This window comes from Variovorax paradoxus (assembly GCA_016806145.1).
In the GTDB taxonomy this organism is placed as follows: Bacteria; Pseudomonadota; Gammaproteobacteria; order Burkholderiales; family Burkholderiaceae_C; genus Variovorax.
The window spans coordinates 3707852-3734801 of record CP063166.1; the positions used below are offsets into that span (position 1 = coordinate 3707852).

Consider the following 26950-nt stretch of genomic DNA (forward strand, 5'->3'; position numbering starts at 1 on the left):
GCCTGTCGTCAGGCTGGCGCGCGGGGCCCGGTGTCGTTCAGGACTTCGCGGCCTGCGCCACTTGTTCCGTCGGTTGTTGCGCCTTGCCGTCGGCCTTGGCGTCCATGGTCACGGTCTGCGGCGCCACCAGCGCACCCGGGCGGATGTGCTGCAGGCCGTTGACCACCACGCGGTCGCCCGCCTTCAGGCCCTTGCTCACGACACGCAGGCCGTTGATCGAGGCGCCGAGCGCGACTTCGCGGTAGACCGCCTTGTTGTCCTCGCCCACGACCATCACGAACTTCTTGTTCTGGTCGGTGCCGATGGCGCGTTCGCTCACCAGCAGCGCGGTGTCGTTGCGGGCCTGGCCCATGCGGATGCGGGCGAACTGGCCGGGGATCAGGGCGCCGTCCTTGTTGTCGAAGGAGGCGCGCACGCGCACCGTGCCGCTGCGGGCGTCGACCTGGTTGTCGATCAGCTGCAGCTTGCCGACGAAGGGCGTGCCCTCCAGGCCGGCCGTGCCCATCTGCACCGGGATCGTTTCGATCTGGCCGCGCGCGCTGGAACCGCTCGGCAGGTCCTTCAGGGCCCGCGTGATCACCTGCTCGTCGGCATCGAAGCTCGCGTAGATCGGGCTCACCGAGACCAGCGTGGTCAGCACCGGGGCGCCGGGACCGGCCGCCACCAGGTTGCCCACCGTGACCTCGATCTTGCCGATGCGGCCCGAGACCGGTGCCCGCACCTGGGTGTAGCCCAGGTTCAGGCGCGCCGACTGCAGCGAGGCCTGGGCGGCGCGCAGGTTGGCTTCGGCTTCGCGGCCGGCATTCACGCGCTCGTCGTATTCGCGCTGGGCGATCGCCTGCTCGTCCCACAGGCGCTTGGCGCGCTCCTGCTCGCTGCGGCTGAAGGACTGGCGGGCCTGCGCCGACGCCACCTGCGCCTCGGCGCGCTCGACCTCGGCCGCGTACGGCGCGGGGTCGATGGTCACCAGCAGGTCGCCCTGCTTGACCAGCGCGCCTTCGCGGAAGTGCAGCGACTGCACGGCACCCGCGACGCGGGAGCGCACGTCGACGCGTTCGATCGCCTCGAGGCGGCCCGAGAACTCGTCCCAGGCGTTGATCTCGCTCGGCGCCACCGCCGCGACCGAGACCGGGATGGCCTGCGGCGCGCCCGCGGCCGGCGCGTTGGCCTCGGCCTTGAAGCTGTGCATGCCCAGCACCGCGGCGGCCACCGCCAGCAAGGCGGTGACGCCGGTCACGGCGGGCCACAGGCCCTTGCGGGCCGCGGAGGAAAACGTTGGCTTGTTGTTCGACATGGTGATTCGTCCTTCTCTCAGATGACTCAAATGACTCGGATGACTTTTCGGGATGCAACAGTCCGTCCTGGCGCCCTCGCACCAAGAAAAACGGAGATTTCGGAAACAGGCCGGCCGCACCGGGTGCCCCCGGTGGCTCGGCCGTATCGGCGGGGCCGTCGCCTCGTTGGCGACCGACCTCACCGCGCTAGCGGCTGGCTATCTGGCTGAGGTCGCTGGCTAACTGGGCTTCGGTGTCGCCCCTTGGGGCGGTGTGGTCGCCGCAAAGAATTCGCGGAAGTGCTGCTGCACGGTCGCTTCGCAGACCTTGCAGCCCATGCATTCGGCGTCGTAGAGCGCCTTGGGCCATTCGGCCGCGTTGCTCAGCACCGCGCTCGTGACCTCGATGCCGGCCGAACGCAGCCGGCCCGCGAAGGTCAGCGCTTCGTCGCGCATCGCGTCGTCCTCGCCCACCAGCACCAGCGCCGGGGCCAGGGCCGAGAGGCGCAGCGAACCGCTGGGCACCGCATAGGGGTGCGTGGCGTTCGACGGGCAGCTCAGGTACTTCTCCCAGCCCGTGGCCCAGCGGCACTCGGGCGAGTCGTTGGTCGCCTTGCGCAGCGACGCGGTACCGGCGCAGGGGTCGAGCATCGGCGACAGCAGGATCTGGCCCGCCAGCGGCGGATGGGCGCGGTCGCGCGAGATCAGCGCCACCGCCGCCGCCAGGTTGCCGCCGGCTTCCTCGCCGGCCAGGTAGACCTGGGCGCCGCGGCCGCCGAGCTTGACGCGCTGCTTGTAGAGCCATTCGAGCGCCGCGTAGCCGACCTCGATCGGCTCGGGAAACGGCGACTCGGGGGCCAGCGGGTAGTCGAGCGAGACCACCACCGCGCCGGCGCCGGCCAGCAGGCGCGCCACGTTGCGGCCGTTGTCGAGGCCGCCGCAGATGAAGGTGCCGCCATGGAAGTGCAGCACCAGCGGCACGGTTTCACCCTTGGGGCGCTGGCCGTAGACACGGGCGCCCACCGGATCGCGGCCGGGCAGCTCGATCGACAGATCGGCTTCCGCGCCTTGCCCCGCGGCAAGCGCGGCTGCTTCGGCGGAGCGGGACGATGGACGGGGTGACATGGGGACGACCTCGGGAAATGGGCGATGGTTGAAATATAAGGCGCCGACTGTCGCGTTAAACAGGCATGCAAGCCCTACTCTGTTTCCAAACTACGAACAATCGGACCGGGTCACCAAAGGGTTATGACCTTGTGTGAGAATCCGCACCCCCCGGCGAGGGCCGGGTCTCAAGAACAGGCATTCGATGGATCAGATCCAGGCCATGCGGATCTTCGTCCGCGTCGTGGAAGCCGGCACCTTCACCCGCGCGGCGGACTCGCTCGCCCTGCCCAAGGGCACCGTCACCAAGCAGATCCAGGCCCTGGAATCGCGGCTGCGCGTGAAGTTGCTGAACCGTACCACCCGCCGGGTGACGGTCACGCCGGACGGCGCCGCGTACTTCGAGCGGGCGGCGCGGCTGCTCAACGACTTCGACGACATGGAAGCCAGCATGACGAATGCACAGTCCAGCCCCACGGGCCGGCTGCGCATCGACGTCGGCACCTCGGTCGCGCGGCTGGTGATCCTGCCGGCGCTGGCCACCTTCTGCGACCGCTATCCCGAGATCCAGGTCGACCTCGGCGTCAGCGACCGCACGGTGGACCTGATCAGCGACAACGTCGACTGCGTGATCCGCGCCGGCGACCTCGCCGACCAGTCGCTGGTGGCGCGGCGCATCGGCACCCTGCACTTCGTGACCGTGGCCTCGCCGGCCTACATCAAGCGCTATGGTGCGCCGCAGCATCCCAACGACATCGAGAAGCGCCACCACGTGGTGAGCTACTTCTCGGGCACCACGCGGCGCGTCTACCCGCACGAGTTCAAGAAGGGCGACGAGCACATCGAGCTCAACGGCCCCTACCGGGTGTCGGTCAACGAGAGCAACGCCCACATGGCGGCCGTGCTCGGCGGCTTCGGCATCTCGCAGTGCATCACCTTCATGGCCGAGCCGCACCTCGAGAGCGGCGAGCTGATCGAGGTGCTGCCCGACTGGCACCGCGACCCGCTGCCGATCCACGTGGTCTACCCGCCCAACCGCCACCTGAGCGCCAAGGTGCGCGCCTTCGTGGACTGGGCCGCCGAGCTGTTCGCGAAGACGCCGCGGTTGCAGCGGCGCTGAGCGCCATGCTGTTCTCGCCCGAGCGCCACGAGCCCCTGCGTGCCGACGCCTGGGACGACGGCCGCGCGCGCGAAGCCATCGAGCGCATCGTGCGCGACACCGAGGCGCGCTTCACGCCCGAGGGGCTGTGGCCCATGCATCCCGGCGATGCGTCGAATCCCGACCCGCAGTACCTGCTGTACTGGGGCGCCAGCGGCGTGATCTGGGCGCTGCAGCATCTGCGGGACCGCGGCGCCGCGCGGCTGACGCGCGACTACGCGCCGGTCGTGCCGGGTCTGATCGCCGCCAACCGCGCGGCCATGGGTCGGCCCGCCGACGCCGGCTTCGCGGCCTACCTGATGGGCGACACCGGCATCCGGCTGCTCGAGCACCGGCTCCAGCCCTCCGCTGCCATCGCCGACGAGCTCGCGCGGCTGTGCAGCGGCCATCTCGGCGACCCAACCCTCGAGCTGATGTGGGGCACGCCCGGCACCATGCTCGCGGCGCTGTTCATGCACGAGCGCACCGGCGAGCTGCTGCTCGCCGCCGGCGAGACCACCTGGCAGGCCGGCCCGCTGAACAAGGGCGCGAACCTGTGCCACGGCACCGGCGGCAACGGCTATGCCTTCCTCAAGCTGCACCGCCGCTTCGGCGACGCCACCTGGCTGGACCGGGCGCGCGCCTTCGCCATGCACGGCATCGCGCAGACCGAGGCCGACCTGGCCGCGCACGGCCACCGGCGCTATTCGCTGTGGACCGGCGACCCCGGCTTCGCGATCTACCTGTGGGATTGCATCGAGGGCACGGACCGCTTTCCGACCCTCGACTGCTTCTTCTAGGCCGGCGGCCGCCGCGCGCGCAGCTCGCCGGCCGTCGTCGCCCAGGCCTTGCCCAGCATGCGCGTGAGATAGGCCCCCGAGGCCCAGCCGACCTGCTGCGCCACCGACAGCACCGATTCGTCGGTGTTCTGCAGCAGGTGGCGCGCGCGCTCGAGGCGCCGCTGCTGCTGGAACTCGAGCGGCGACAGCCCGTAGGCCGCGCGGAACAGCCGCTCGACCTGCCGGCGCGAGAGCCGGTGCCGCGCCGCGAAGGCCTCGAGCGGCAGCGGCGCCGCCAGCGTGGCCTCGATGTCGCTGGCCAGCAGCGCGGCGATCACCGCGCCGGGCGTGCCGCGGCCGTCGGGATGCACCAGGGGGTTGGCCATGAGCCGTGCCGCCTCCATCACCAGCGCGCCGCAGTGGGCCACGTGCGCCATCGAGGGCTCGGGCGATGCCGGCGCGCCGGCCATCTCCAGCAGCCGGTGCGACAGCAGGTTCAGCGCGCCGCTGCCCGCGCGCAGGCCCTGGGCCGGCTTCGCGATGCCGTGCGCGCGCAGCGCCGTGTCCCAGAACTCCGAATCGACATAGACCGCGAGGTGCGTCTGGCGCAGTGTCATCGCACTGGTGGCATGGGCGGCGCCGGCCGCGAACCAGAGGAAATGGCCGGGCGAGGACTGCAGCGCGTCGCCGCGCGGATCGATCACGTCGAAGCGGCCCGCCAGCGGCACGAACAGCATGTCGCAATCGTGCGCATGCGGCGTGGTGGCGTAGCCGTCGAGCGTGCTCGCCACCGGCGTCGCCTTGTGGGCCAGGCGATCGGCGAACGCGGAGATGCGCGGTCCGGAGGGGGCGGCGGGGGACGGCATGGGCCGATTGTGTGGTCAATCGCGCGGCCGATGTCGCGATCGTGCGCGCCGGCGTCGCGAACCGAGGCACGCGGATGGACACCGACGGGAAGACTAGGCCCCTCCTCCACCCGCTCCGCCAAGGACCTCCATGACCGCCAGCCTCCGCCCGCCACGGCGCCTCGCCCTGATGGCCGCCGCCGCCCTGCTCGCCGCCGCCTGCGGTACCACGGCCGCCGCCGACACCTATCCCGCCAAGCCGATCACCATCGTCGTGCCCTTCCCCGCCGGCGGCGGCACCGACGTGATCTTCCGCGCGGTGCAGGTCAGGCTGCAGGCCGAGCTCGGCGTGCCGGTGATCATCGACAACCGCGCGGGCGCCGGCGGCACGGTGGGCACGGGCTATGCGTCCAAGGCCGCGCCCGACGGCTACACGCTGGTGGCCGCCACCACCACGACCATCGCCTCGGCGCAAGCCGTCTACCCCAAGCTGCCCTACGACCCGCTGGCCGACCTCGCGCCCGTGGGCACGCTGGGCACCACGCCCTTCGTGCTGGTGGTGGCACCCACGCTGCCCGCGAAGAACCTCGCCGACTTCATCCGCGACGCCAAGGCGAAGCCCGGCACGCTCAACTACGGCAGCATCGGCAACGGCACCGCGAGCCACCTCGCGGGCGAGCTGTTCAAGCAGCGCACCGGCATCGAGATGACCCACATTCCCTACCGCGGCGCCGCGCCCGCGCAGACCGACCTGATGGCCGGCCAGATCCAGGCGCTGTTCGACAACCCCACCGCGCTCGCGCCCCAGGTGCGCGCCGGCCGCATGCGGGCGCTCGCGATCAGCCAGCCCTCGGCGGTTTTTCCAGAACTGCCGAGCTTCGAGGCCGCGGGCATCAAGGACTTCAAGCCCGAGCTCTGGTACGGCCTGATGGCGCCCGCGGCCACGCCCAAACCGGTGGTGGAGCGGCTGCGCGCCGCGCTCGACAAGGCGTTGCAGGACCGCAACCTGCGCGCCGACATGATGGCCAAGGGCGTCTCGCCCGCGAGCTGGTCGCCCGAGCAGTTCGGCCAGCGCGTGCGCGCCGACATCGCGCTGTGGGGCGGCATCGCGCGCTCGGTCAACGCGAAGGCGGACTGAGATGACCATGCAGCTCGTTCGCGTCTTCGCCCGCCCCGGCACCCGCGCCGGCGGCAACCCGGCCCCGGTCTGGCTCGATGCCGATGCCATGTCCACCGAGGACATGCAGGCCCGCACCCGCGAGAGCGGGCACGAGTCGGTGTTCGTGCTCGCGCCCGACGATGCCGCCCGGCACCGCCTGCGCATGCGCTACTTCGTGCCGCGCCACGAGATGGAGATGTGCGGCCATGCCACGCTCGGCGCGCTGTGGCTGCTGCACGAGCGCGGCCGCTGGAGCGGCGAGCCGATCGCGGTGCAGACGCTCAGCGGCACGGTGCACGGCCGCTTCGTCGACGGCGCGGTCGAGATCAGCCAGCCCAGCGCCAGCATCGCCGCGGTCGACGCGGCCCTGGTGCGCGAGATCGCGCAGTGCCTGGGCATCGAGCTCGTGCGGATCGTCGCGCCCGTGCTCAACGCCGCCACCAGCCGCGTGAAGACGCTGGTGCGGCTCGAGAGCCCCGAACTGCTGCACGGCCTGCGGCCCGACTTCGCGCGCGTCGAGGCGCTGTGCGACCGGCTCGGCTCGACCGGGCTCTATCCCTTCGCATCGAACGCCGATGCGCGGGGCACCGAGGTCAGCGCACGCCAGTTCCCGCGCTCCTCCGGCTATCCCGAGGACGCGGCCACCGGCATCGCCGCAGCCGCGCTGGCCTGGGGCCTGCGCGAGATGGCGCTGGTCGGCGCCGACGGCACGCTGGTCACGGTGCGTCAGGGCGAGGCCATGGGCTCGCCGTCGGCGATCCAGGTGCGGCTGCCCGCGCAGGCCGAGGCCGCCGAAGGCTGCTGGCTGCGCGGCGACGCACAGGCGATGGACGAGGTGCCGCATGACTGATGCCGACCGGCGCCTGGAGGCACTCGCCGCACAGGCAGGCCACGACGCCTCGCCCGCCGCGCGCCCCGCGGGCCGCTATGCGAGCTTCGCGCGCGCCGGCGATCTGCTGCATTCGAGCGGCGTCGTCGGGCGCGAGAACGGCGTGGTGATCGCGGGCACGATCGACGACAGCGACGCGGGCATCGCGCTCGGCGAACGGGCCGCGGTCGCCGCCGCCATCGCGCTGCTGCGTGCCGCGCGCACCGAGCTCGGCGGCCTCGACCGCGTGCAGAAGATCGTCGCCCTCACCGGCTACCTGCAGGCCGGGCCCGGCTTCACCCAGCATGTGCGGGTGATGAATGCCGCGAGCGAGCTGCTGCGCCAGGTGTTCCCCGACCAGCCGCTGCCCGCGCGCACCACGGTCGGCGTGGCCTCGCTGCCGGGCGGGGGCGCGGTCGAGATCTCGCTGGTGCTGCAGGAGCGGCCGGCGGACTGAAGGCGGGGCCTCAGGCTCCGAGCCAGCGCACCACCAGCGGCACCAGCAGGGCCGTCGCGATGCCGTTGAGTCCCATCGCGAGCGCCGAGAACGCGCCCGCGGTCTCGTTGACCTGGATCGCGCGCGCGGTGCCGATGCCGTGCGCCGTGATGCCGACCGCGAAGCCGCGCACCGCGGGTTCCTTGATGCGCAGCAGGTTCAGCAGGCCCGTGGCCATGATCGCGCCCGCGATGCCGGTGATGGCGGCCGCGACCGCCGACAGCGACGGCAGGCCGCCGATCTTTTCCGACACGCCCATCGCGATCGGCATGGTGGCCGACTTCGGCGCCAGCGACATCAGCAGCTCGTGCGAACCGCCGAGCGCCCAGGCGATGCCCACGGCCGACACGATGGCCGCCACCGAGCCCGCGAGCAGCGCCACGCCGATCGGCAGCCACAGCCGGCGCAACCGCGCCACCTGGCTGTAGAGCGGCACCGCCAGCGCCACCGTGGCCGGCCCGATCAGGAAGTGCACGAACTTCGCGCCCTCGAAGTAGGTGTCGTAGGGCGTGCGCGTCGCCAGCAGCACGGCGACGATCACGATCACCGACACCAGCACCGGATTGACCACCGGGTTGGCCCCGCTGCGCCGGTGCAGCCACAGCGCGCCCAGGTAGGCCAGCAGCGTGAGCGCGAGCCACAGCAGCGGCGACTGGGCCAGGAAGACCCAGATCTCGGACAGCTTCGCGGGCGCGCTCATTGGGCGTCCTTGCCGGTGATGCGGATCATCCAGCGTAGGGTGAGCGCGGTCACGGTCATGGTGAAGGCCGCGCCCAGGATGCCCGCGGCCAGGAACGGCAGCCACTCGCGGCCCACGCGTTCGAAGTGCAGCATCACGCCCGTCACGGCCGGGATGAACAGCAGCATCAGGTTGCGCAGCAGATGGCCCGAGGTCTCGCCCAGGCTCTCGGGCACGCCGCCGCGCCACAGCAGGCCGGCGAACAGGAACAGCATGCCGAGCAGCGGACCGGGCACCGGCAGGCTCAGCCACTGCACCAGCAGTTCGCCGGCGAGCTGACAGAGAAAGAGCGTGGTGATGGCGTAGAGCATGGAAGAGGTCCTCGTGGTCGTTCTCGTCGGCTAGTTTGCACCCACCAGGCGCTGCCACGCGGCGTGCAGCGCGGCCTGGCTCGCGGGCGGCAGCACGCCCATGCGCACCTGGCCCGGCAGGCCGAAGGACGCGCAGTCGCGCAGCTTGATGCCCTCGGCGCGCAAGCCGGCCAGCAGGCCCGCGAAGTCCGCCGCCATCGGCTGCGCGAGGTGGTAGTTCGCCACGCTGGGCGTGGTCTGCCAGCCCATGCGCGCGCACAGCGCGAGCTGCAAGGACTTCCATTCGCGCAACGTGACCAGGCTTTCGCGCACCCAGGCCTGCACCGCGGGTTCGGCCCAGGCCGACAGCATCGCCACGCCATGCGCGCCCACGGGCCATGAAGCGCCCAGCCGCAGCAGCGCGCCCACCGCCTCCTGCGCATCCGCCGGCGCGATCGCATAGGCCGCGCGCACGCCCGTCATGCCCAGCGCCTTGTTGGGCGACCACATCTGCCAGAGCCGGTCGAGCCGCGCGGGCGCCAGCGCGAGTTCGCCTTCGAACCGCAACGGTTCGTAGGCGCGGTCGAGCACGCAGGGCACGTCCTCGGGCAGCTCGGCGATCGACGCGGCCAGGCCGGGCTGTGCCTGCCCCTGCGGCGCGGACGGATCGCAGCACCACGCGAGCCGCGGCCGGCGCGCCGCATGCGGCGCGCGCACCACCTGCAGGCCCCAGGCGCGCGCGGCGGCCGCGTAGTCGCCATAGGAGGTGGCCGGCAGCGCGACCTCGCCGTGCGCGCCGTGGTCCTCATGCGCCACCCAGGCGGTGATGCGCCGGATGAATTCGCTCGCGCCGGCCGCGATCACGATGCGCCAGGGCGCCACGCCATGCAGCGCCGCGAGCCGCGCGCGCAAGGCCGTGTAGGCCGGATCGGGATAGCGCGTCGCATCGGCCGCGCGCACTTGCGCGAGCGCCTCCGGGCACGGGCCGCAGGCGTTGGCATTGGTCGAGAAATCGTGCGCGGGCGCGCCGAGCGCATCGGGGCCGCCGTGGGTCGGGGTGAAGTCGGGCTCGCTCATCGCGCCACCATGAACAGGAGAACGACCGGCAGCCAGGCGGCCAGCGCCAGCAGCAGCACGGCGCGCTGGCCGAAGCGGGCCGAACGCGCCGTGTCGGCGGGCATTGCGGCCCGGCCTTCGGCGTTGAGCGCATAGACCGCGGGCTTGGCCAGCCTCACGCCGAGCAGCAGCGCCATCGCGGCCATCGGCCAGCCACTGTTGGGCGACGGCGTGCGCCGCGCCTCGCGCGCGAGGCCGCGCGGCCAGCGCCCGGCCGCCAGCGCGAGCAGCAGCACCGTGAGCCGCGCGGGCAGCCACGACAGCAGGTCGTCGGCGCGCGCGGCCCATTTGCCGGCCCAGCTCCAGTCGCGGCCGCCGCGCTCGCCGCGGTAGCCCCACATCGCATCGGCCGTGTTGGCGAAGCGGTAGAGCGCCGCACCCGGCAGGCCCAACAGCAGGAACCAGAACACCGGCGCCACCAGCGAATCGTTGAGGTTCTCGGCCAGCGATTCGATCGCGCTCTCGCGCACCTCGCGCTCGCCGAGCAGCGAAACATCGCGGCTCACGAGGCGCGCGAGCCGCGCCCGGCCCGCTTCCAACGATTCGCCGAGCGCGTCCTCGACCGCGAGCACCTCGTCGCGCAGCATGCGCCAGGCGAACAGCGGCTTGAGCAGCAGGCCCAGCAGCAGCGCGAAGGCCCAGGCCGGCAGCGCGTTCTGCAGCACCGCCTGCAGCGCGACGGCGATCGCGAGCACGGCCAGCGCGCCTGCGCACCAGGCGATGGCGCCGAGCACGAAGGCGCGCCCTGCGTGGCCGGAAGCCGCGCCGAACGGCGGCGCGATGCGCGCGCCGGCCCAGCCCAGGTAGCGCCCGATCCACACCACCGGATGCCAGCGCGCGGGCGGCTCGCCGAGCCAGAGGTCGACCGCGAGCGCGATCCACAGCGCGGCCAGCATGGCCAGCACGGGAGCGGTGAAATCGATGGCCGGCATGGCGCGATTGTCCCGAATCAGAGGGCCGGCCGCGGCCGGCGGTGCCGGTGCCACTGGGTCAGCGCGCCGAGCGCGAGCAGCACCGCCATGCCGAACAGCGCCCAGAGCGTGCGCACCACCGAGTCGCTGCGCGGCGCGGGCACCGTGTCGGGCTGCGGTTCGAGCCGCAGGCCGCGCACGGCTTGGGTCGCGGCCTCGTTGCCTTGTTTGCTTTCATTCGGTGCCGGCGACTCGGCCGGCATGGCCTGGGCCGTGGCGCCCTGCACCTCCACCGGCACCACGACCGGCTTCGGCGGCGCGTTCATCGCCGCGCGCGCGAAGCGCTCCACCGCCACGTTGCGCTCGCGCAGCCCGCTGGCCTGCGCCGCCTGCGCATAGGCCTGCGCCAGCTCGCGCCGCGTCGCCGCATCGGGCGACCAGTAGTTCAGGCGCACCGCATCGAGCATGCGTTCCAGCGTCTGCGCGAAGGCCGCGCGGTTCGCGCCCTCGAGCCAGGCGCGGGTGCCGAGCCGCTCGCGGTCGCGCACATAGGTGTCGTGCAGCGACTGCCACTGGTCGGGCCGCACCGTGGCCGGCGCGGTCACCTGCCAGCCCCAGAGGAACTGCGCGGTCTTCAGCACCTGCAGCGCGCCGCTGTAGCCCTCGGCCTGCTGCGCCGCGATCCATTGCGGATGCAGGTAGCGCGTCTGCATCTCGCGCGCGATCGCGCCGGCGGCGGTGTCGGTACGCACCGCGCCGGTGTCGCGCAGGTTCTGCACGTAGAGCGCCGGGTCCTTGCCCGTGAGATGGCGCACCGCCTGCGCGATGCCGCCGAGGTACTGGAAGGGATCGTCGTTGGTCAGCACGCCATAGAGATTGGAGCTGCGCGCCATCAGCGCCGCGTCGACCTGCGCGAGATTGCCCGCGAAGGCGCCGGGCCGCGCGGCGCCCTCGAGGCCCTGGCCATAGGCATGGCCCATGCGGTCGATGAACAGGCCCGCCATCTGCGCGTCGCCGCCGCCGCGGCGCTGCGAACGCCAGAGCTCGCTCGCGAGCGCGGCCTCCTCGAGCCCGGCGCCGTAGCTGCCCTGCTCGTTCGAGAACACGCGCGCGGTCGACCAGCGCGCGGCCTCCGCCTCCGACGCGCCCTCGGCCCGCAGCCGCCGCGCCAGCGCCTCGCTGTGGCGCGCGACCGCGTTGGCGCCCGCGGGCTCGCGCAGCGCCGCCACCTGCCGCACCGCCTCGTCGAGCCAGCGCATCACGTGCGGGAACTGGTCGCGGTAGGAGCCCGTCACGCTGACCAGCACATCGATGCGCGGCCGCTTCAAGGCCGTCTCGGGCAGCACCTCGATGCCGTTCATGCGCCCCGCCTCGTCCCAGCGCGGCCGCACGCCCATCGCATGGAAGGCCTGGCTCTCGAGCACGCCCTGGTGGCGCGAGGCCTCGCCGGCCCAGAGCGTGAACGCGATCTTCTCGGGCGCCTTGCCGCCGTGGGACTGCGCATAGGCCGCGATCCAGGCGTCCATGGCGGCCACGCCGGTGTCCCAGGCCGCGCGCGTGGGCACGCGGCTGGGATCGAAGCCGTAGAGGTTGCGCCCGGTCGGCAGGCTGTCGGGATTGCGCACCGGATCGCCGCCATAGCTCGCGCGCAGATAGCGGCCGTCGAGGGCCGTCAGCAGGCCCTCGATCTCCTCGTTGTGCGCGAGCACCGCGTCTAGCTGGCGCACGCGCGCGGCCAGCGCGCGCAGGGTCTCGGCCTGTGCGGGCGCGGTGGTCGCACCGTCGAAGGCGGCATCGTCGAGCACCCGCGCCACCCAGCGCCCCAGCGGTGAATCGGCCATGCCGGCCGGCTCGCGCAGGAAGGTCTCGTCGAGGTCCTCGCCGAGCGCGGTCGCCAGCGGCTTGCCGACGATCTGCAGCAGCGTGGCGCGCCGACGCGGGGCATCGGGCACCTCGCCGAAGGTCGCGAGGCCCAGCGGCTGCGCGGTCTGCGCAAGTTCGTCGAGGTAGGGATGCAGCACCGCCACGAAGCCCGCGAAGTCGGCGCGGATGCGCGCGGGGGTCCAGGCCAGGTCGCGGTCGTAGTGCCGGGCCACGAAGTCGGCCAGCAGTTGCCGTTCGAGCGCGGCCTTGACCGGGCCGGGGGCGAGCGTCTCCCAGTCGTGCATGCGCTCGTGCATCTGCGCGAGGCCCGGGCGCAGGCCGGCCGGCGAGAACATCGGCGTCGAATGGCTGACCATGGTCGCGCGGCCGCGGCGCTTGGCGGTGGTGGCCTCGCCGAGGTTGTCCATCACATAGGGATAGACGTTGGGCAGGTCGCCGAGCACCAGCAGCGGATCGTCCTGCACCGACAGCCCGCGCTCCTTGCCGGCCGACCATTCGACCGTGCCGTGCGTGCCCACGTGCACCACGGCCGAGGCGCCGAACTGCGTGCGCAGCCAGAGGTAGGTGGCGAGGTAGGCATGGCCCAGCGGCACCGCCGAGCGGTGGTAGACCTGCTGCGCCTTGTCCATCACCCTCGTGCCGGGTTCGAAGCGCGGCGGCTGGCGCAGCACCACCACATTGCCGAAGCGCACGCGCGGTATCACGAAGGCCGGCGCGCCGTCCACCGTGCGCAGCTGGGTCGAGCTTTCGGGCGCGCCCCAGTAGGCCTCGATGCGCTGCTGCGTCTCGACGGGCAGCGCGCGGAACCATGCGAGGTAGCGCGCGAGCGGCAGCGTATCGGCCAGGCCCTGCGCGAGCAGCGGCTGCAGTTCGTCGGCTCCCGGCGCCGGGTAGGACGCCTTGAGCGTGGCCTGCACCTGCGCGATCAGCGTGTCGGGCGCGGGCGCCTCGGTGCGGTAGCCGGCCGATTGCATGGCCGCGATCATGCGGCTCACGCTGCGCGGCACGTTGAGGAAGGAGGCGCCGAAGTTGGCCTCGCCCGGCGGGTAGTTGTAGACCAGCATCGCGACCCGGCGCTGGTCGGCGCTCGTGCGCTGCAGCCGCAGCAGCGCCGCGGCCTTGTCGGCGACCGCCTCGATCTGCGCGGGCAGCGGCTGCAGGCTGCCGCTCGCGGCATCGCGCGCGCTCACGAGCATCGGGTCGGTCATGCCGGCCAGTTCGCTCGGGCTGTAGTAGGCCGCGATGTCGGACTGCGCGAGGCCGTCCTTGCTTTGCGCCCATTGCGCCGCATCCATGGCCAGCGACGGCAGGGTCTGCAGCACCGGCACGCCGATGCGCTCGAGCTCGGCCTTGCGCTCGTTGGGCGTGAAGACCAGCGCGGCATTCACGATCAGGTCGGCCACGCGGCGCCCGCCCTCGGCCTGGGTCATGCGCGTGTAGAGGTCCTTCTGCTGGCGCGGGCCGTAGAAGGCATAGGCGCGCAGGCCGCGCTGCGCGAGCGCGGCGATCAGCGTGTCGAGCCAGGCCGTGTCCTCGCCGGTCACGGTGGCGGCATTGACCGCGATCGCTACCGTGCCGTTCGTGCCTGGCAACTGTTCGACCGCCTCGATGCTTGTCTCGATGCGCGGCCAGCCTGGGTGATAGAAGCCCGCGAGCGGTGTCGCCACGGGTTCGGGCAGCCCATCGGACACGTCGACCCTGGCGAGCGCCTGCATCGACGCCGAGAGGTTCGCGCTACCCGCGAAGCGCCAGTAGGCACGCAGCCGTTGCGCCCAGGCCGCGTCGACGCCGCGCTCGGCCGCGAGCGGCGGCGCGGCCGTGAGCTGGCCCCGGGCGACCAGCGAGAACTCGCCGACCAGCACATAGGGCGCCGCGCTGCGCGCGATCGCATCGCCGAAGCGCGCCGCCGCGGCCTGCGCCACGCTCAGGTGCGGCGCGTCGATCACCAGCAGCCGCGCGTCCTCGAGCGCGGCCGACAGCGCTTCGGGCGAATCCCGCGAGGCCGACAGCACCCGCAGCGGCAACCCGGCCTGTTGCGCCGCGGCCTGCAGCCGCGCGACGCGCGCGGGCGACACCAGCGAGGTCGCGAGCACCACGACCGGCCCGCTTGCCTGCTGCTGCGCCCAGGCCGGCACCGCCGCCAGCCACGCCAGCAGCCACAGCGCGACCCAGCGCCGCGCCAGGCTCACTTGCCGCCCTGCACCGGCACCGCGTCGGCCGGCACGTAGACCATGGTCCCGTCCTTGAGGCGCCAGGCCGTGCCCGCGCGCTCGCCGTCGCCCTCGCCGGTCGCGCCGCTGGCCTTGAAGCGCGTGATCTGGCGGCCCTCGCGCGTCACGATCTCCATGTTCGGCTGGCCCTCGTTGCGGATCACCGTGACCTTGTCCTGCGCGAAGGGGTTCATCGGGTTGTTGATGACCGCGATCATCAGCATGCCGATCACGACCATGAAGACGTCGATCAGGTTGATGGTCGAGAGCACCGGATCGTCGTCGTCGCCGTCCAGGCTGCTCAAGATCGAGAACTGCCGCTTGCTCATGAGAGCCGGTCCCGCGCGTCGAGCAGCATCACCAGCTCGCGCATCAGCCAGCGCCGGCGCACGGTGTAGACCACGAAGGCGATCGAGGCCGAGGCCAGCGCGACGATCACGCTCGCGAAGGCCGGCGCGAGGCTCTGTGCCACGCCCTGCGATTCGCCCGAGGCCACGGCCACCAGCGCGGGGCCCATCGGGATCATGGTGGCGATCAGGCCCAGCATCGGCGCCACGCGGCTGCACAGCCGCACGCCCTCGAGCTCCTTGAGCACGGCCAGCTCCATCTGCTCCTGGCTGGCCTGCGCATGCCGCGCCAGCACCAGCGCGCGCGACGGGTCGCGCCGGCGCTGCAGGTATTCGACGCCGAAGGCACCGAGGCACCACACGGCATAGACGAAGGACAGCAGCACGCCCAGCGTCACCGGCCAGAGGAACAGGCGCGCGAGCTCGAACAGCACGGTATCAAAGGCCAGCATCAGGCGGACTCCAGGTCAGGCGAAGAAGAAGGATCGGGATCGAACAGGTCCGAGCGCCGGCCCCAGGCCTCGTCGAACACCAGCGACGACAACGGCGCGCGCCGCGCCCAGCGTTCGCGCTGCAGCATCGGCTCCTCGTAGAAGCCATGCACCGGCCCGAGGCACAGCAGCGCGATCGGCACGGCGCCGGCCGGCAGGCCCAGCAGCGCCGCCACCTCGGCCGGATCGAACAGCGAGACCCAGCCCATGCCCAGCCCCTCGGCGCGCGCGGCCAGCCAGAGGTTCTGGATCGCGCAGGCGGCCGAGGCCAGGTCCATCTGCGGCAGGGTGCGGCGGCCGAACACATGGTGCTCGCGGCCGTCGGCCAGCGTCACGGCGAGCAGCTCGGCCGCGTCGAGCAGGCCCTCGACCTTCAGGCGCATGAATGCGTCCTCGCGTTCGCCGAGCGCGCGCGCCGTCAGCACGCGTTCGCGCTCGACCGTCGCATGCAGTCGCGTGCGCAGGGCCGTGTCGCGGATGCGGATGAAGCGCCAGGGCTGCATGAAGCCGACGCTGGGCGCATGGTGGGCCGCCTCGAGGAGCCGGCGCAGCAGCGCGGGCGCGACCTCGCCGCCCGCGAAATGCCGCATGTCGCGCCGCTCGTGGATGGCGCGATAGACCGCCCTCGCCTCCTCGGCCGCGAACGCCTGGCTCATCCGGCTCAATCCTCGATGCCGCGCTGCGCCGGGATGCCGGCCTTGAACGCATGCTTGACCAGCATCATCTCGGTCACGGTGTCGGCGAGCTCGATGAGTTCGGGCGGGCAGCGGCGGCCCGTGAGGGCCACGTGCACATGCTTCGGCCGCGCGCGCAGGGTCTCGAGCACGCCCTCGAGCGGCAGCCAGCCGTAGATCAGCGGGTAGGTGATCTCGTCGAGCACCACGAGGAAGTACTCGCCCGAGAGGATCGCGGCCTTGGCCTTCTCCCAGCCATCGCGCGCGAGCTGCCCGGAGCGCTCGAGGTCCTGGCTCTTCCAGCTGAAGCCGTCGCCCAGGCCCTCGATCGGGATGCCGATCTGCTCGAACATGCGGTGCTCGCCGAAACGCGCGCTCGGCACCTTCATGAACTGGTAGATCTTCACGGCCTTGCCGCGGCCATGCGCACGCAGCGCCAGCCCGAAGGCGGCAGTGCTCTTGCCCTTGCCGTCGCCGGTGTTGACGATGACGATGCCGCGGCGTTCGCCTTCGGGCTTCTCGTAGGGCTTCTCGCTGGGTGGGGTTTCTATCTGCATGCGTGGGTTTCTTTCAAGGCTTTCGAATACGGGCAGCCGGACGCAGAGGACGCGAAGGTTTCGCGAAGGACGCAAAAGAAGACATCCAAAAATTTCCTTTGAATTCTTTCGCGCCTTTCGCGAAACCTTCGCGCCCTTCGCGTACGGCTGTCCGACCCCGCATTCATCGCGGCAACGCAATCCATTGCTCGGCCACGCGGTGCACGCGAATCCGGTGATCGAACACCTGCTCGAGCGCCGCATGCGTCGCGGGATCGCTGCTGCCGCCGTGGTGCGCCACGCAGCCGCGGTCCATCACCACGAGTTCGTCGGCGGCCAGGGCCATGGGCAGTTCGTGCAGCACGCTGACCACGGTGCGGCCCGCGGCGACCAGCGCGCGCACGGTCTGCATCCAGTCGGCCTGGTGCGGCGGGTCGAGGTTGGCGAGCGGCTCGTCCATCAGCAGCAGCTCGGCCTCGACCGCGAGCGCGCGCGCCAGCAGCACGCGCTGGCGCTCGCCGCCCGAGAGCTGGCCCAGCGGGCGTTCGCGCCAGTCCCAGGCCTGGGTGGCGCGCAGCGCGCGCTCCACGGCGGCGCGGTCGGCTTCGTCGGGCGCGGCCAGCCAGCGCTGGTGGGGCAGGCGGCCGAGCATCGCGACGTCGTAGACCAGCAGGTCGTCGGCCGCGCCCTCGCCCGCCACGCCCTGGCCCAGCCACGAGAGTCGCCGCGCGCGCTGGCGTGCCGGCAGCTTCGCGGCGGGCTCGCCGAACAGCCGCAGCTCGCCGCGGTGCGCGAGCAGGCCCGCCAGCACCTTGAGCAGGGTCGACTTGCCGGCACCGTTGGGGCCGACGATGCTGGTCCAGCGCGCGGCCGCGATCGCGAGGTCGATGCCGTGCAGCACCTCGGTGCCGCCGAGCGCCGCGCTCACGCCGCGCACCTCGAGCGCCTGGGCGGTGGCGGCCGTCATGAGGCCGTGCCCCTCGCGGTGCGCCGGTGCATCAGCCACAGCAGGTAGCTGCCGCCCAGCACCGCGGTGAGCACGCCCACGGGCAGCTCCTGCGGCGCGATCAGCCAGCGCGCCAGCAGGTCGGCCGCCATCAGCAGCAGCCCGCCCATCGCGGCCGACAGCACGATCAGCCGCGCATGCGTGGTCTTGACCACCGAGCGCACCAGGTGCGGCGCGGCCAGGCCGACGAAAGCGATCAGGCCGGTCTGCGCCACCGCGGCGCCGGTGGCCAGCGCCAGCACCACCACCAGCGCGGCGCGCATCGCGCCCAGCGGCAACCCCAGGCTGCGCGCGGTGGACTCGCCGAGCGCCAGGCCGTCGAGCACCGGCGCCAGCGCCCAGGCCAGCAGCAGGCACAGCGCGCAGGCCAGCGCCATCACGGCGCAGGCGCTCCAGCCGACCAGGCCGGTGTTGCCGAGCGTGAAGCCCTGGATCGCCTGCAGGATGTCGGCCGAGGCGATGGTGATCAGGTCCTTCATCGCGCCGAGCACCACGCCCACGATCACGCCCGCGAGCAGCAGCCGCAGCGTCTGCTGCACGCCGCGCGCGAGCAGCAAGGTGAGCATCACGGCCGCCATCGAGCCGAGGAAGGCCGCGCCCGTGAGGCCCAGCCGCACCGCCCACTGCGCGCTGGCGGCCGAGCCGCCGAAGAACAGCAGCGCCAGCGCCACGCCCAGCGAGGCGCCCGAGGCGCTTCCGAGCAGGAAGGGATCGGCCAGCGGATTGCGGAACAGCCCTTGCGCCACCGCGCCGGCCAGCCCGAGCAGCGCGCCCGCGAGCCAGGCGCCGAGGGTGCGCGGCAGCCGGATGTCCCAGACGATCTGCAGCGCCACCGGATCGTGGCGCGCCGACAGGAAGCTCTCGAAGCCGGTGCTGCCGATGCCCAGGCCGAGCAGCAGCAAGGCGGCGCCGAGCACCAGCAGCGCGAGGCCGAACAGCAGCACGCGGCGCAGGTGGCCCGCGGGCATCAGCGCGCGCCTCGCGTGTTTGCCTTGTCGCCCAGGCATTGCGCCATCAGCCGTGCCGCCTCGTCCATGCGCGGGCCGGGGCGCACCAGCACGTCGGACTGCTCGGCCGTGAAGCGGCAGATGCGTCCCTCGCGCACCGCGCGCATGGTGCTCCAGCCCGGGCGCTGCTCGAGGCCCTGCGCGCTGCGCACGCTGACCATGATCAGGTCGGGATTGGCGCGCACCACGTATTCGGGGTTGAGCTTGGGAAAGGGGCCGAGCGCCGCCGGCACGATGTTCCTGGCGCCCAGCCGCGTCAGCGTCTCGCCGATGAAGGAGGACTCGCCGGCCGCGTACGGGCCGCTGTTGACCTCGAAGTACACGCGCTGGCCGCGCGCGGCGGCGGGCAGCGACTGCGCCGCGGCCGACACCGCGGCATCGATGGCGCGCCAGACCGCCGGCGCCTCGTGGGTGCCGAGCACCTGGTCGAGCTTGCCGAGCACGCGGCGCACGTCGGCATGGTTCTTCGGTTCGAGCACCAGCACCTTGAGGCCCAGCGCCTCGAGCCGCTCGGTCACGCGCGAGGACTTGGCGAGCAGCACCACGTCGGGCTTGAGCGCCACCACGGCCTCGACATTGGGGTCGATGCCGCCACCGAGTTGCGGCAGGCCGCGCACCGGCGCCGGCGAATTCGAATAGCGGTCGACGCCGACCAGCCGCGCGCAGGCGCCGAGCGCGCAGACCGATTCGGTCAGCGAGGGCAGCAGGGTCACGATGCGCTGCGGCGGCTGCGGCAGCTCCACGCTCACGCCGCGTTCGTCGACCACCTCGAGCGCGCTCGCGGGCGGCGACCACAGGCCCGTGGCGAGTGCCAGTGCCGCCAGAGCGGCGACGAGAAAGCCTTTCATCGGCCCGGTTCCTTCAGGGTCAGCGGCAGGCCCGCGGCCATCAAGGTGACGCGGTGGCAGACACCGGCCACGTCCTGGTTGAGCCGGCCCAGCGCATCGACGAAGGCGCGCGTCTCGCGGCCCAGCGGGATCACGCCCAGGCCGATCTCGTTGCCCACCAGCACGACAGGACCGCGTGCATCGCGCAGCGCGCCCAGCAGCAGGTTGATGTGCGCGGCGGGCGTGCGCGAGACCGGCCGCGCGCCCTCGGCGCGCAGCGGCATCAGCAGGTTGGTGAGCCACATCGTGAGGCAGTCGACCACCACCAGCGACTCGGGCGTGCTCTGGGTCACGATGGCGCGCGCCAGCTCGACCGGCTCCTCGATGGTGCGCAGGCTCGGCACGCGCTCGGCGCGATCGGCCTGGTGGCGCACGATGCGTTCGCGCATCTCGTCGTCGTAGGGCTGCGCGGTGGCGATCAGCACCGCGCGGCGCTGCTTCGGCGCGGCCGCGAGCCAGTCGGCCGCGCGCTGCTCGGCGCGGCGCGACTTGCCGCTCTTCTGGCCGCCGAGGATGAATTCGTGTTCAGGCGTCAACGCGATGCTCCTGGGCAGCCGGTGCCCCGGTTTCGAGCGGCGCGGCATCGAACAGCCGCGCGGTGGCTTCGGGACTGGAGGCGAACCAGGCGTGGAAGTAGCTCGCGCGCACGCAGCCGTGCACGTAGAGCGCCTCGCCGCCGGCCGTGCCTTGCGGGCGGCGCGAATGGGCGGCCGGCACGAGCGGCGTCTCGCAGCGCGAGTAGTGGAAAGTATGGCCGCGCAGCGTGTGCGCGCCCAGCGCGAGGGCCTGCGGGCCGAGGCCGGCGAGCCGCTTCTGCAGCGTGACGCGCCCGGGCAGCAGGCCCCAGAGCGCATGCACCGCAGCTTCGTCGCCATCGCCGATGCCGGGCACGGCGATCTCGTCGAACAGCGCCATCATCCCGCCGCATTCGGCCCAGATCGGCCGGCCCGCGGCCGCATGGGCCGCGAGCGCGGTGCGCAGGTCCGAGCGCCGCGCGAGCGTGGCGGCATGCAGCTCGGGATAGCCGCCGGGCAGCCACAGCGCATCGCAGTCGGGCAGCGCCTCGCCGGCCAGCGGCGAGAAGAAGACCAGCCTGGCGCCGAGCGCGTTCAGCGTGTCGAGGTTGGCCGGGTAGATGAACGAGAAGGCCGCGTCGCGCGCGATGCCGATGGTGCGGCCCGCGAGCAGCGGCGCGATCGGTGCGACCTCGCCGGCCGGCGGCGCCTCGAAGCGCACCCGCGGCAGCTGCAGCGACCCCAGCGGCGTGCCGGCCAGCGCATCGGCCACGCGGTCGAGCCGCTCGGCCGCGTCGCCGAGCTCGTGCGCCGCCACCAGGCCCAGGTGGCGCTCGGGCAGCGAGAAGCCCGCATCGCGCGGCAAGGCGCCGAGCCAGTCCGCGGGCTCGCGCAAGGCGCCGCGCAACATGTCGGCATGGCGCTCGCCGGCCACGCGATTGGCCAGCACGCCGGCCCAGGTCAGAGCGGGCCTGAAGCTCTGCAGCCCATGCGCCAGCGCGCCGAAGGTGCCGGCCATCGCATGGGCGTCGATCACCGCCAGCACCGGCAGGCCGAAGCGCTGCGCCAGGTCGGCCGCGCTTGGCGTGCCGTCGAACAGGCCCATCACGCCCTCGACGATCACGAGGTCCGACTCGGCCGCGGCCGCATGCAGCCGCGCGCGGCAGTCGGCCTCGCCGGTCATCCACAGGTCGAGCGAATGCACGGGCGCGCCGGTGGCCAGCCGCAGCCAGTGCGGGTCGAGGAAGTCGGGCCCGCACTTGAAGGCGCGCACGCGCCGACCCTGGCGCGCATGCAGCCGCGCGAGCGCGGCGGCCACGGTGGTCTTGCCCTGCCCCGAGGCGGGCGCGGCCACGAGCACGGCGGCGCAGGTCGCCGCGCGATCGGGCAGGTGCTGGCTTACTGGGGCGTCCACTTCAATCCGACGTACGCGTTGCGGCCACCGGTGACGTAGCCGCGCGCGAGCATGTAGTCCTTGTCGCCCGCATTGTCGATGCGCGCGACCAGGTCGACGTCGCGCACGATCTTCGTGCTGGCCACGAGGTTCAGCAGCGTGTAGCCGCCGAGCGTGCGCGTGTTGGCCGCGTCGTCGTAGCGCTGGCTCGAGGTCTGCACCTCGGCGCCCAGGGTCCAACCGCCGAGGCGCCAGTCGGCGCCCAGCGTGGCATAGCGCTTGGCGCGGCGCGCGAGCAGCTTGTCGGTCGCGAGGTCGCGCGGGTCCTGGAAGTCGAGCGAGGCGCGCAGCGTGACGTCGCCGATGCGGTGGCCCCCCGACAGCGTCACGCCCTCGTAGCGCGCCCGCGCGGTGCTGCCGTAGCAGCCGAAGGACGAGGCGCAGCCCTTGGCGGTCGAGTCGAACACGATCAGGTTGCGCACGTTGTTGCGGTAGACCACGATGCCCGCGTTGGTCGGGCCGTCGGTGTACTTGAGGCCGAGCTCGACGTTGCGGCTCGACTCGGGCTGCAGGTCGGGCTTGCCGTATTCGCTGAAGCGCTGGTAGAGCGTGGGCGCGCGAAAGGCCGTGCCGGCCGAGGCGGTCACGCGCAGCTTCGGCGTGATCGCGAAGCCGTAGGCGGCGCTGCCGGTGGTCTTGCCGCCGAACTCGCTGTCGTCGTCGTGGCGCACGTTGAGCTGCAGCGAATGCGGGCCCTGCACGAAGCCGTAGCCGAGCGAGACCGCATCCTGCGAACGCTTGCGCGCCAGGCCCTTGTCGGTGGCGCTGGTGGGCGCGTTCTCGAGCCGGTCCTCGCGGCGCTCGAGCGCGGCCGTCACCAGGTGCGCTCCGAAGCGCAGCTCGTTCTGGAACAGGTAGCCGCGCAGCCGGGTCTCGGTGCGGTAGTACGAGGGCATGGTGCTGTAGACCGACTGCGAATCGGTCACCTGCAGCCGCGTGCTGTAGACCTCGTTCCACTGCGCCGACCAGGTCAGGCCGCCGGTGCGCAGCCGGTTGCGGCTCTGGTCGTCGAGGTAGTAGGCCGGCGGCTTGCTGCCGGACTTGGCCGCGTCGTAGCGTGCCTGCGTGTCGCTCGACAGCGCGGTGGCCTCCAGGCGCTGGCCGGGCGCGATCTGCCAGCCCAGGCGCACATTGCCCGAGGTGGTGTTGTAGCCGTCGCGGTCGGGGCTGGTGAAGCCGTCCTTGGGCAGGGTGCGCTTCTCGAGCGGCTGGATGTTGAAGCCGCGGCTCTCCTCGTGCGCCACGCCGAACGAATAGTCGAAGGCATTGGCCTTGCCGCTGATCGCGGCCTCGGTGCGCGAAAGGCCATGGCTGCCGAAGCCCACGCCGATCGAGGGCGACACGCCCTCCTCGCCGCGCTTGGTGAACAGCTGGATCACGCCGCCGATGGCGTCGGAGCCGTAGACCGCGGCGGCCGGGCCGCGCAGCACCTCGATGCGGTCGATCTGCGCCAGCGGGATGCTTTCCCAGGCCGCGCCGCCGGTGGCCTGCGAGTCCACGCGCACGCCGTCGATGTAGACGGCGGTGAAGCGCGTCTCGGCGCCGCGGATGTAGACGCTGGTCGAGTTGCCCACGCCGCCGTTGCGCACGATCTGGATGCCGGCCTGGCGCGCGAGCACGTCGGCCACGCCGGTGGAACCGCTGCGCTCGATGGTCTCGCGGTCGATCACCGAGACATCGGCCACCAGGTCCGACAGCGGCTGCGCGGTGCGGGTGGCGGTGACCACCGTTTCGCCGAGCACGCCGGGCTGTTGCTGTGCCGAAGCGGCCAGCGGCAGCTGGGCCAGCAGCAGGCCGCCGAAGGCCGGCACCAGGGCCAGCGGCAGGCCGGCCAGGCGCATGCCGATGCGGGACGCGGGAATGCGAGCGCGCGAACGGCGCGAGAAGGAAACGCAGGAAATCATGGAGTGAGCGAGCGAACGTCTATGCCCCTTGCCGGCCTCCCCGCCGGCGCCCGGGGCGCCATTGGCCCGTGCATGCATCGACGAAGCGAAGGGCATGCGCGAACCGCCTTGTTGGCCGGTATCCGGGCTGGCAGACCGGCCCTCGCCGCCTTCCCAGGCGCCTGTTTCAGGGCGCCCAGTGGCTCGTGTGGAGAGGGTGGCGCCTTGCGGCGCCGTCTGCTTGACCGTTGCGGGGGCAGCGCAGGCGGCTTCGGTGCCGGCGCGCGGCCGGTCCCTTCACTCCTGCTTCCCGTTGAACCGCGGCGCGTGAACCACGCCGCAGGCACCAACGGGCGAGATTCTAGGCGCTGCGCCGCGCGCCTTAAGTCGAAAGTTGCGTGCGCCCGACGTTCGCCGGGCATGGCGCACCAACTCGCGCACTAACATCGACGGGCTATGCGACGCCATCACCGCCTCCCCGCATGACCCTGCGCTCCTCGCTGCTGCTGCGCCTGCGCTCCGCCCTGCAGCGCCTGTTCGGCGTCTCGGGCTGGCAGTCGATGCTGCTGTGGTCCATCGTCGCCGGCCTGCTCGGCACGCTCGCGACCGAAGGCTTTCGCGCCGCGCTGCGCGGCTTCGAGCACCTGGTGCTCGGCCCCGGCGACAGCCTGGTCGCGATGGCGCGCGCGCTGCCGTGGTGGGCGCGCATCGCCTTCCCCGCCGCGGGCGGCCTCGTGGCCGGCGGCCTGCTCGTGCTCGCCAGGCGCGTCGCGGTGCGCAGCGCCACCTCCGACTACATGGAGGCGATCGTGCTCGGCGACGGCCGCATCCCGGTCACGCAGACGCTGGTGCGCAGCGCCTCCTCGCTCGTGAGCATCGGCACCGGCGGCTCGATCGGCCGCGAGGGCTCGATGGTGCAGCTCGCCGCATTGGCCGCCTCGCTGCTGGGCCGGGTGTTCCGCTTCCCGGTCGAGCGGCTGCGGCTGCTGGTGGCCTGCGGCGCGGCGGCCGGCCTCACGGCCGCGTACAACGCGCCGATCGCGGGCGCCTTCTTCGTCGCCGAGATCGTGCTCGGCTCGATCGTGATGGAGAGCGTGGGCCCGATCCTGATCGCGGCGGTGGTCGCCAACATCGTGATGCGCGCCCTGCCCGGCTACCAGCCGCCCTACCAGATGCCGGTGTTCCCCGAGCTGCATGGCGCCGAGATCCCGCTGTTCGCGCTGCTCGGCGTGCTGCTGGGCTTCGCGGCCGCGGGCTTCCTGCGCGCGCTGCAGGGCAGCCGCGCGCTGTTCGCGCGGCTGCCGTTCGCGCTGCCGTGGCGGCTCGCGCTCGGCGGACTCGCGATGGGGCTGGTCTCGGTGCCCTGGCCCGAGGTCTGGGGCAATGGCTACAGCGTGGTCAACGCGGTGCTGCACACGCCCTGGACCTGGACCCTGATCGCGATGGTGCTCGCGGCCAAGCTGGTCGCCACGCTGGCCACGGCCGGCTCGGGCGCGGTGGGCGGCGTGTTCACGCCCGCGCTGTTCTTCGGCTGCATGGTGGGCGCGCTGTTCGGCCATGCCGCGCAGGCGCTGTGGCCGCATGCGGTGTCGGCCCCCTACGCCTATGCGGTGGTCGGCATGGGCGCGTTTCTCGCGGGGGCCACGCAGGCGCCGCTGATGGCGATCCTCATGATCTTCGAGATGACGCTCAACTACCAGGTGATGCTGCCGCTGATGCTGGCCGGCGTGATCGCCTATTTCGTCGCGCGCTCGGCCAATGCGGGCTCGATGTACGAGATCACGCTGCGCCGCCGCGAGCAGCAGGACGAGCAGCTGCGGCTGCGCGCGCTGCACATCCGCGACCTGGTGCAGCCGGCGCAGACGGTGGTCGGCCCCGAGGCCGATCGAGAGGCGATGAGCCGGCTGTTCCTGCAGCATCCGGTGAAGTACCTCTACGTGGTCGATGCGCACCAGCGCTACCTCGGCGTGGTGCCGCTCTCGGCGCTCGGCACGGCCGCGGCCGAGGTGCGCGCGGCGGACCTGCTGTCGCGGGCCATCGCGCCGATCACCGCCGACACCAGCCTCGGCGAGGCGCTGCAGCGCTTCCTCGAGCATCTGGGCGAGCGGCTGCCGGTGATCGAGAGCGCGGCCAACCCGGTGCTGCTGGGCGTGGCGGCCAAGAGCGCGTTGCTCGCCACCTACGTGCGGCTCAGCGAAGTTTGATGGCGCGGCGCGCAGGCCGCAGAATGCCGTGCCAGGCGCGGCGGGTGCCCCGGAGGACCGCCGCTTTCACGGGAAACTACAATCGCGCACCATGCCCGCCTCCAGCCCCATCGACCAGATCGCCGAGCGCGTGGAACGCCTGCTCTTGCGTCACGAAGAGGTGCAGCGCACGAACGCGCTGCTGCAGGAACAGGTCGATGCGCTGACGCGCGAGCGCGATGCGCTCAAGTCGCGGCTCGCGGCGGCACGCACGCGGCTCGATGCGCTGCTCGAGCAGCTGCCGGCCGTACCTCCCTCCGAAGATTCCCCCGCATGAAGCAGATCGAAGTTCAGATCATGGGCCAGAGCTATCTGCTCGGCTGTCCCGATGGCGGCGAAGCGCAATTGCGCGACGCGGTCGAACGCGTGGATGCGGCCATGTGCAAGATCCGCGACGCGGGCAAGGTCAAGGCGCGCGACCGCATCGCGGTGCTGGCCTCGCTGAACCTGGCCTTCGATCTCGCGGCGCAGGAAGCCACGGCGAAGGCCGCGCCGCCCGCGGAGCCGGCCCCGGCCCCGGCACCCGTCGACGACGGCGCGGTCGATCCGAAGGCCGCGCAACTGATCCACAAGCTCGACCAGGCACTGGCCGGCGACGGGCATCTGCTCTGAACGTCGGCGCGCTTTTCTCTCTCACTCGCAGAGATCGGCGCGCACTGCAAGAACTTCGACGCAAACCTGCCCGCTGCGCAGGGACTCCCCGCAAAAAACCGGAAAGTGCCCGGGCGCGAAGGCGTAAAATCGTTTCTGTCTGCGGTGCGCGTTGGGCTTTATATGTCCTTGTTCCAATGCTCTACGGAGCCGGGCTTGGTATATCGCTCGACGGGTGTGATCATCTCGCGTCAGATGAACCCGAAGTCTTGCTGCCCTCGCCCACCTGAACCCCGGTTCAGGATGCGAGTCTGGCGCCCATTCGCAGACACCTATTCCTCTTCGCTGCGCTGAATGCGCATCGAACATCGGCGGTCCCCGGCATGGCGGGATCGCCCCAAGAACCCACGCTGTATCCGCCTCGATACATCCGATCCTGGCTGCTGCGCGACAGTGCGCGCCGGGCCGCAGCTACGTTTCAGATAGCATTGCGGCCCACCCCCCT

Annotated in this window: 26 protein-coding genes and 1 riboswitch; of the genes, 8 read left to right on the forward strand and 18 right to left on the reverse strand. The window is 72.3% G+C overall.

The window, feature by feature from the left end; all coding sequences use genetic code 11:
- Positions 1-37: 37 nt before the first annotated feature.
- Positions 38-1294 carry an efflux RND transporter periplasmic adaptor subunit gene (locus INQ48_17350; GenBank protein ID QRF55186.1) on the reverse strand — a complete coding sequence of 419 codons (1257 nt, stop codon included), beginning with the start codon at positions 1292-1294 and terminating at the stop codon, positions 38-40.
- A 219-nt stretch (positions 1295-1513) separates the two neighbouring features.
- Positions 1514-2398 (reverse strand): alpha/beta hydrolase, encoded by an 885-nt coding sequence (locus tag INQ48_17355; GenBank protein ID QRF55187.1) that lies wholly within the window; start codon positions 2396-2398, stop codon positions 1514-1516.
- A gap of 184 nt (positions 2399-2582) precedes the next feature.
- Between INQ48_17355 and INQ48_17360 the strand changes: the two genes are divergently transcribed.
- A complete protein-coding gene (locus tag INQ48_17360) occupies positions 2583-3497 on the forward strand; it encodes a LysR family transcriptional regulator (protein ID QRF55188.1) in 915 nt (304 codons plus the stop codon).
- 5 nt (positions 3498-3502) lie between these two features.
- A complete protein-coding gene (locus INQ48_17365; GenBank protein ID QRF55189.1) occupies positions 3503-4315 on the forward strand; it encodes a hypothetical protein in 813 nt (270 codons plus the stop codon).
- Here the strand turns inward: INQ48_17365 and INQ48_17370 are convergent.
- Positions 4312-5160 (reverse strand): helix-turn-helix transcriptional regulator, encoded by an 849-nt coding sequence (locus INQ48_17370; protein ID QRF55190.1) that lies wholly within the window; start codon positions 5158-5160, stop codon positions 4312-4314. The genes INQ48_17365 and INQ48_17370 overlap by 4 nt on opposite strands.
- Positions 5161-5290: 130 nt before the next feature.
- Between INQ48_17370 and INQ48_17375 the strand changes: the two genes are divergently transcribed.
- Genes INQ48_17375 through INQ48_17385 form a run of 3 tightly spaced genes read left to right on the forward strand, consistent with a single transcriptional unit; the run spans position 5291 to position 7623 of the window.
- A complete protein-coding gene (locus INQ48_17375) occupies positions 5291-6277 on the forward strand; it encodes a tripartite tricarboxylate transporter substrate binding protein (protein ID QRF55191.1) in 987 nt (328 codons plus the stop codon).
- 1 nt (position 6278) lies between these two features.
- A complete protein-coding gene (locus INQ48_17380) occupies positions 6279-7148 on the forward strand; it encodes a PhzF family phenazine biosynthesis protein (protein ID QRF55192.1) in 870 nt (289 codons plus the stop codon).
- A complete protein-coding gene (locus INQ48_17385; GenBank protein ID QRF55193.1) occupies positions 7141-7623 on the forward strand; it encodes a RidA family protein in 483 nt (160 codons plus the stop codon). Before INQ48_17380 ends, INQ48_17385 begins: the two co-directional genes overlap by 8 nt.
- A 10-nt stretch (positions 7624-7633) precedes the next feature.
- Here the strand turns inward: INQ48_17385 and INQ48_17390 are convergent, their stop codons facing one another.
- From INQ48_17390 to INQ48_17460, 15 genes are all read right to left on the reverse strand, one after another.
- A complete protein-coding gene (locus INQ48_17390; protein ID QRF55194.1) occupies positions 7634-8362 on the reverse strand; it encodes an LrgB family protein in 729 nt (242 codons plus the stop codon).
- On the reverse strand, positions 8359-8712 hold the full coding sequence (locus INQ48_17395) for a CidA/LrgA family protein (protein ID QRF55195.1): 354 nt from the start codon (positions 8710-8712) through the stop codon (positions 8359-8361). Before INQ48_17395 ends, INQ48_17390 begins: the two co-directional genes overlap by 4 nt.
- Before the next feature lie 30 nt (positions 8713-8742).
- Positions 8743-9768, reverse strand: coding sequence for an aminotransferase class I/II-fold pyridoxal phosphate-dependent enzyme (locus INQ48_17400; protein QRF55196.1), 1026 nt, complete (start codon positions 9766-9768; stop codon positions 8743-8745).
- Positions 9765-10739, reverse strand: coding sequence for a cobalamin biosynthesis protein CobD (gene cobD / locus INQ48_17405; protein QRF55197.1), 975 nt, complete (start codon positions 10737-10739; stop codon positions 9765-9767). Before cobD ends, INQ48_17400 begins: the two co-directional genes overlap by 4 nt.
- Positions 10740-10756: 17 nt before the next feature.
- Positions 10757-14764 carry a cobaltochelatase subunit CobN gene (gene cobN, locus INQ48_17410; protein ID QRF60776.1) on the reverse strand — a complete coding sequence of 1336 codons (4008 nt, stop codon included), beginning with the start codon at positions 14762-14764 and terminating at the stop codon, positions 10757-10759.
- A 23-nt stretch (positions 14765-14787) separates the two neighbouring features.
- Positions 14788-15141, reverse strand: a complete 354-nt coding sequence (locus INQ48_17415; GenBank protein ID QRF55198.1) for a DUF2149 domain-containing protein — start codon at positions 15139-15141, stop codon at positions 14788-14790.
- The gene (locus INQ48_17420) at positions 15138-15611 is read right to left on the reverse strand and encodes a MotA/TolQ/ExbB proton channel family protein (GenBank protein ID QRF55199.1); all 474 of its coding nucleotides are present in this window, start codon (positions 15609-15611) and stop codon (positions 15138-15140) included. Before INQ48_17420 ends, INQ48_17415 begins: the two co-directional genes overlap by 4 nt.
- Positions 15611-16306, reverse strand: a complete 696-nt coding sequence (bluB, locus tag INQ48_17425) for a 5,6-dimethylbenzimidazole synthase (protein QRF55200.1) — start codon at positions 16304-16306, stop codon at positions 15611-15613. The genes INQ48_17420 and bluB overlap by 1 nt, the downstream gene beginning before the upstream one ends.
- A gap of 5 nt (positions 16307-16311) precedes the next feature.
- The gene (cobO, locus tag INQ48_17430; protein ID QRF55201.1) at positions 16312-16881 is read right to left on the reverse strand and encodes a cob(I)yrinic acid a,c-diamide adenosyltransferase; all 570 of its coding nucleotides are present in this window, start codon (positions 16879-16881) and stop codon (positions 16312-16314) included.
- 163 nt (positions 16882-17044) lie between these two features.
- Positions 17045-17827 carry an ABC transporter ATP-binding protein gene (locus INQ48_17435; GenBank protein QRF55202.1) on the reverse strand — a complete coding sequence of 261 codons (783 nt, stop codon included), beginning with the start codon at positions 17825-17827 and terminating at the stop codon, positions 17045-17047.
- Positions 17824-18834, reverse strand: a complete 1011-nt coding sequence (locus INQ48_17440) for an iron ABC transporter permease (protein QRF55203.1) — start codon at positions 18832-18834, stop codon at positions 17824-17826. Before INQ48_17440 ends, INQ48_17435 begins: the two co-directional genes overlap by 4 nt.
- Positions 18834-19721 (reverse strand): ABC transporter substrate-binding protein, encoded by an 888-nt coding sequence (locus INQ48_17445; protein ID QRF55204.1) that lies wholly within the window; start codon positions 19719-19721, stop codon positions 18834-18836. The genes INQ48_17440 and INQ48_17445 overlap by 1 nt, the downstream gene beginning before the upstream one ends.
- Positions 19718-20344, reverse strand: a complete 627-nt coding sequence (locus INQ48_17450) for a bifunctional adenosylcobinamide kinase/adenosylcobinamide-phosphate guanylyltransferase (GenBank protein QRF55205.1) — start codon at positions 20342-20344, stop codon at positions 19718-19720. The genes INQ48_17445 and INQ48_17450 overlap by 4 nt, the downstream gene beginning before the upstream one ends.
- The gene (locus tag INQ48_17455; protein ID QRF60777.1) at positions 20286-21635 is read right to left on the reverse strand and encodes a cobyrinate a,c-diamide synthase; all 1350 of its coding nucleotides are present in this window, start codon (positions 21633-21635) and stop codon (positions 20286-20288) included. Before INQ48_17455 ends, INQ48_17450 begins: the two co-directional genes overlap by 59 nt.
- Positions 21636-21673: 38 nt before the next feature.
- Positions 21674-23632 (reverse strand): TonB-dependent receptor, encoded by a 1959-nt coding sequence (locus INQ48_17460; GenBank protein ID QRF55206.1) that lies wholly within the window; start codon positions 23630-23632, stop codon positions 21674-21676.
- Positions 23633-23727: 95 nt separating this feature from the next.
- Positions 23728-23977: riboswitch (cobalamin riboswitch) on the reverse strand.
- Positions 23978-24093: 116 nt separating this feature from the next.
- On the opposite strand from INQ48_17460, the gene INQ48_17465 reads away from it, so the two are divergent.
- The 3 genes from INQ48_17465 to INQ48_17475 all read left to right on the forward strand — a co-directional run bounded on the left by INQ48_17465 (position 24094) and on the right by INQ48_17475 (position 26466).
- Positions 24094-25815 (forward strand): ClcB-like voltage-gated chloride channel protein, encoded by a 1722-nt coding sequence (locus tag INQ48_17465; protein ID QRF55207.1) that lies wholly within the window; start codon positions 24094-24096, stop codon positions 25813-25815.
- A gap of 91 nt (positions 25816-25906) precedes the next feature.
- Positions 25907-26131, forward strand: a complete 225-nt coding sequence (locus INQ48_17470) for a DUF904 domain-containing protein (protein ID QRF55208.1) — start codon at positions 25907-25909, stop codon at positions 26129-26131.
- On the forward strand, positions 26128-26466 hold the full coding sequence (locus INQ48_17475) for a cell division protein ZapA (GenBank protein ID QRF55209.1): 339 nt from the start codon (positions 26128-26130) through the stop codon (positions 26464-26466). Before INQ48_17470 ends, INQ48_17475 begins: the two co-directional genes overlap by 4 nt.
- The last annotated feature ends 484 nt before the right edge of the window (positions 26467-26950 follow it).

What these genes read in the sequence shown, in the direction of transcription:
- INQ48_17470 (QRF55208.1), top strand. Translation starts at nt 25,907, where the DNA reads ATGCCCGCCTCCAGCCCCATCGACCAGATCGCCGAGCGCGTGGAACGC.
- cobO (QRF55201.1), bottom strand. Translation starts at nt 16,881, where the DNA reads ATGCAGATAGAAACCCCACCCAGCGAGAAGCCCTACGAGAAGCCCGAA.
- INQ48_17460 (QRF55206.1), bottom strand. Translation starts at nt 23,632, where the DNA reads ATGATTTCCTGCGTTTCCTTCTCGCGCCGTTCGCGCGCTCGCATTCCC.
- INQ48_17420 (QRF55199.1), bottom strand. Translation starts at nt 15,611, where the DNA reads ATGCTGGCCTTTGATACCGTGCTGTTCGAGCTCGCGCGCCTGTTCCTC.
- INQ48_17465 (QRF55207.1), top strand. Translation starts at nt 24,094, where the DNA reads ATGACCCTGCGCTCCTCGCTGCTGCTGCGCCTGCGCTCCGCCCTGCAG.
- INQ48_17375 (QRF55191.1), top strand. Translation starts at nt 5,291, where the DNA reads ATGACCGCCAGCCTCCGCCCGCCACGGCGCCTCGCCCTGATGGCCGCC.
- cobD (QRF55197.1), bottom strand. Translation starts at nt 10,739, where the DNA reads ATGCCGGCCATCGATTTCACCGCTCCCGTGCTGGCCATGCTGGCCGCG.
- INQ48_17435 (QRF55202.1), bottom strand. Translation starts at nt 17,827, where the DNA reads ATGACGGCCGCCACCGCCCAGGCGCTCGAGGTGCGCGGCGTGAGCGCG.
- INQ48_17370 (QRF55190.1), bottom strand. Translation starts at nt 5,160, where the DNA reads ATGCCGTCCCCCGCCGCCCCCTCCGGACCGCGCATCTCCGCGTTCGCC.
- INQ48_17365 (QRF55189.1), top strand. Translation starts at nt 3,503, where the DNA reads ATGCTGTTCTCGCCCGAGCGCCACGAGCCCCTGCGTGCCGACGCCTGG.
- INQ48_17440 (QRF55203.1), bottom strand. Translation starts at nt 18,834, where the DNA reads ATGCCCGCGGGCCACCTGCGCCGCGTGCTGCTGTTCGGCCTCGCGCTG.
- INQ48_17380 (QRF55192.1), top strand. Translation starts at nt 6,279, where the DNA reads ATGACCATGCAGCTCGTTCGCGTCTTCGCCCGCCCCGGCACCCGCGCC.
- INQ48_17475 (QRF55209.1), top strand. Translation starts at nt 26,128, where the DNA reads ATGAAGCAGATCGAAGTTCAGATCATGGGCCAGAGCTATCTGCTCGGC.
- INQ48_17350 (QRF55186.1), bottom strand. Translation starts at nt 1,294, where the DNA reads ATGTCGAACAACAAGCCAACGTTTTCCTCCGCGGCCCGCAAGGGCCTG.
- INQ48_17385 (QRF55193.1), top strand. Translation starts at nt 7,141, where the DNA reads ATGACTGATGCCGACCGGCGCCTGGAGGCACTCGCCGCACAGGCAGGC.
- INQ48_17390 (QRF55194.1), bottom strand. Translation starts at nt 8,362, where the DNA reads ATGAGCGCGCCCGCGAAGCTGTCCGAGATCTGGGTCTTCCTGGCCCAG.
- INQ48_17415 (QRF55198.1), bottom strand. Translation starts at nt 15,141, where the DNA reads ATGAGCAAGCGGCAGTTCTCGATCTTGAGCAGCCTGGACGGCGACGAC.
- bluB (QRF55200.1), bottom strand. Translation starts at nt 16,306, where the DNA reads ATGAGCCAGGCGTTCGCGGCCGAGGAGGCGAGGGCGGTCTATCGCGCC.
- INQ48_17355 (QRF55187.1), bottom strand. Translation starts at nt 2,398, where the DNA reads ATGTCACCCCGTCCATCGTCCCGCTCCGCCGAAGCAGCCGCGCTTGCC.
- INQ48_17450 (QRF55205.1), bottom strand. Translation starts at nt 20,344, where the DNA reads ATGCCGCGCCGCTCGAAACCGGGGCACCGGCTGCCCAGGAGCATCGCG.
- INQ48_17360 (QRF55188.1), top strand. Translation starts at nt 2,583, where the DNA reads ATGGATCAGATCCAGGCCATGCGGATCTTCGTCCGCGTCGTGGAAGCC.
- INQ48_17445 (QRF55204.1), bottom strand. Translation starts at nt 19,721, where the DNA reads ATGAAAGGCTTTCTCGTCGCCGCTCTGGCGGCACTGGCACTCGCCACG.
- INQ48_17395 (QRF55195.1), bottom strand. Translation starts at nt 8,712, where the DNA reads ATGCTCTACGCCATCACCACGCTCTTTCTCTGTCAGCTCGCCGGCGAA.
- INQ48_17400 (QRF55196.1), bottom strand. Translation starts at nt 9,768, where the DNA reads ATGAGCGAGCCCGACTTCACCCCGACCCACGGCGGCCCCGATGCGCTC.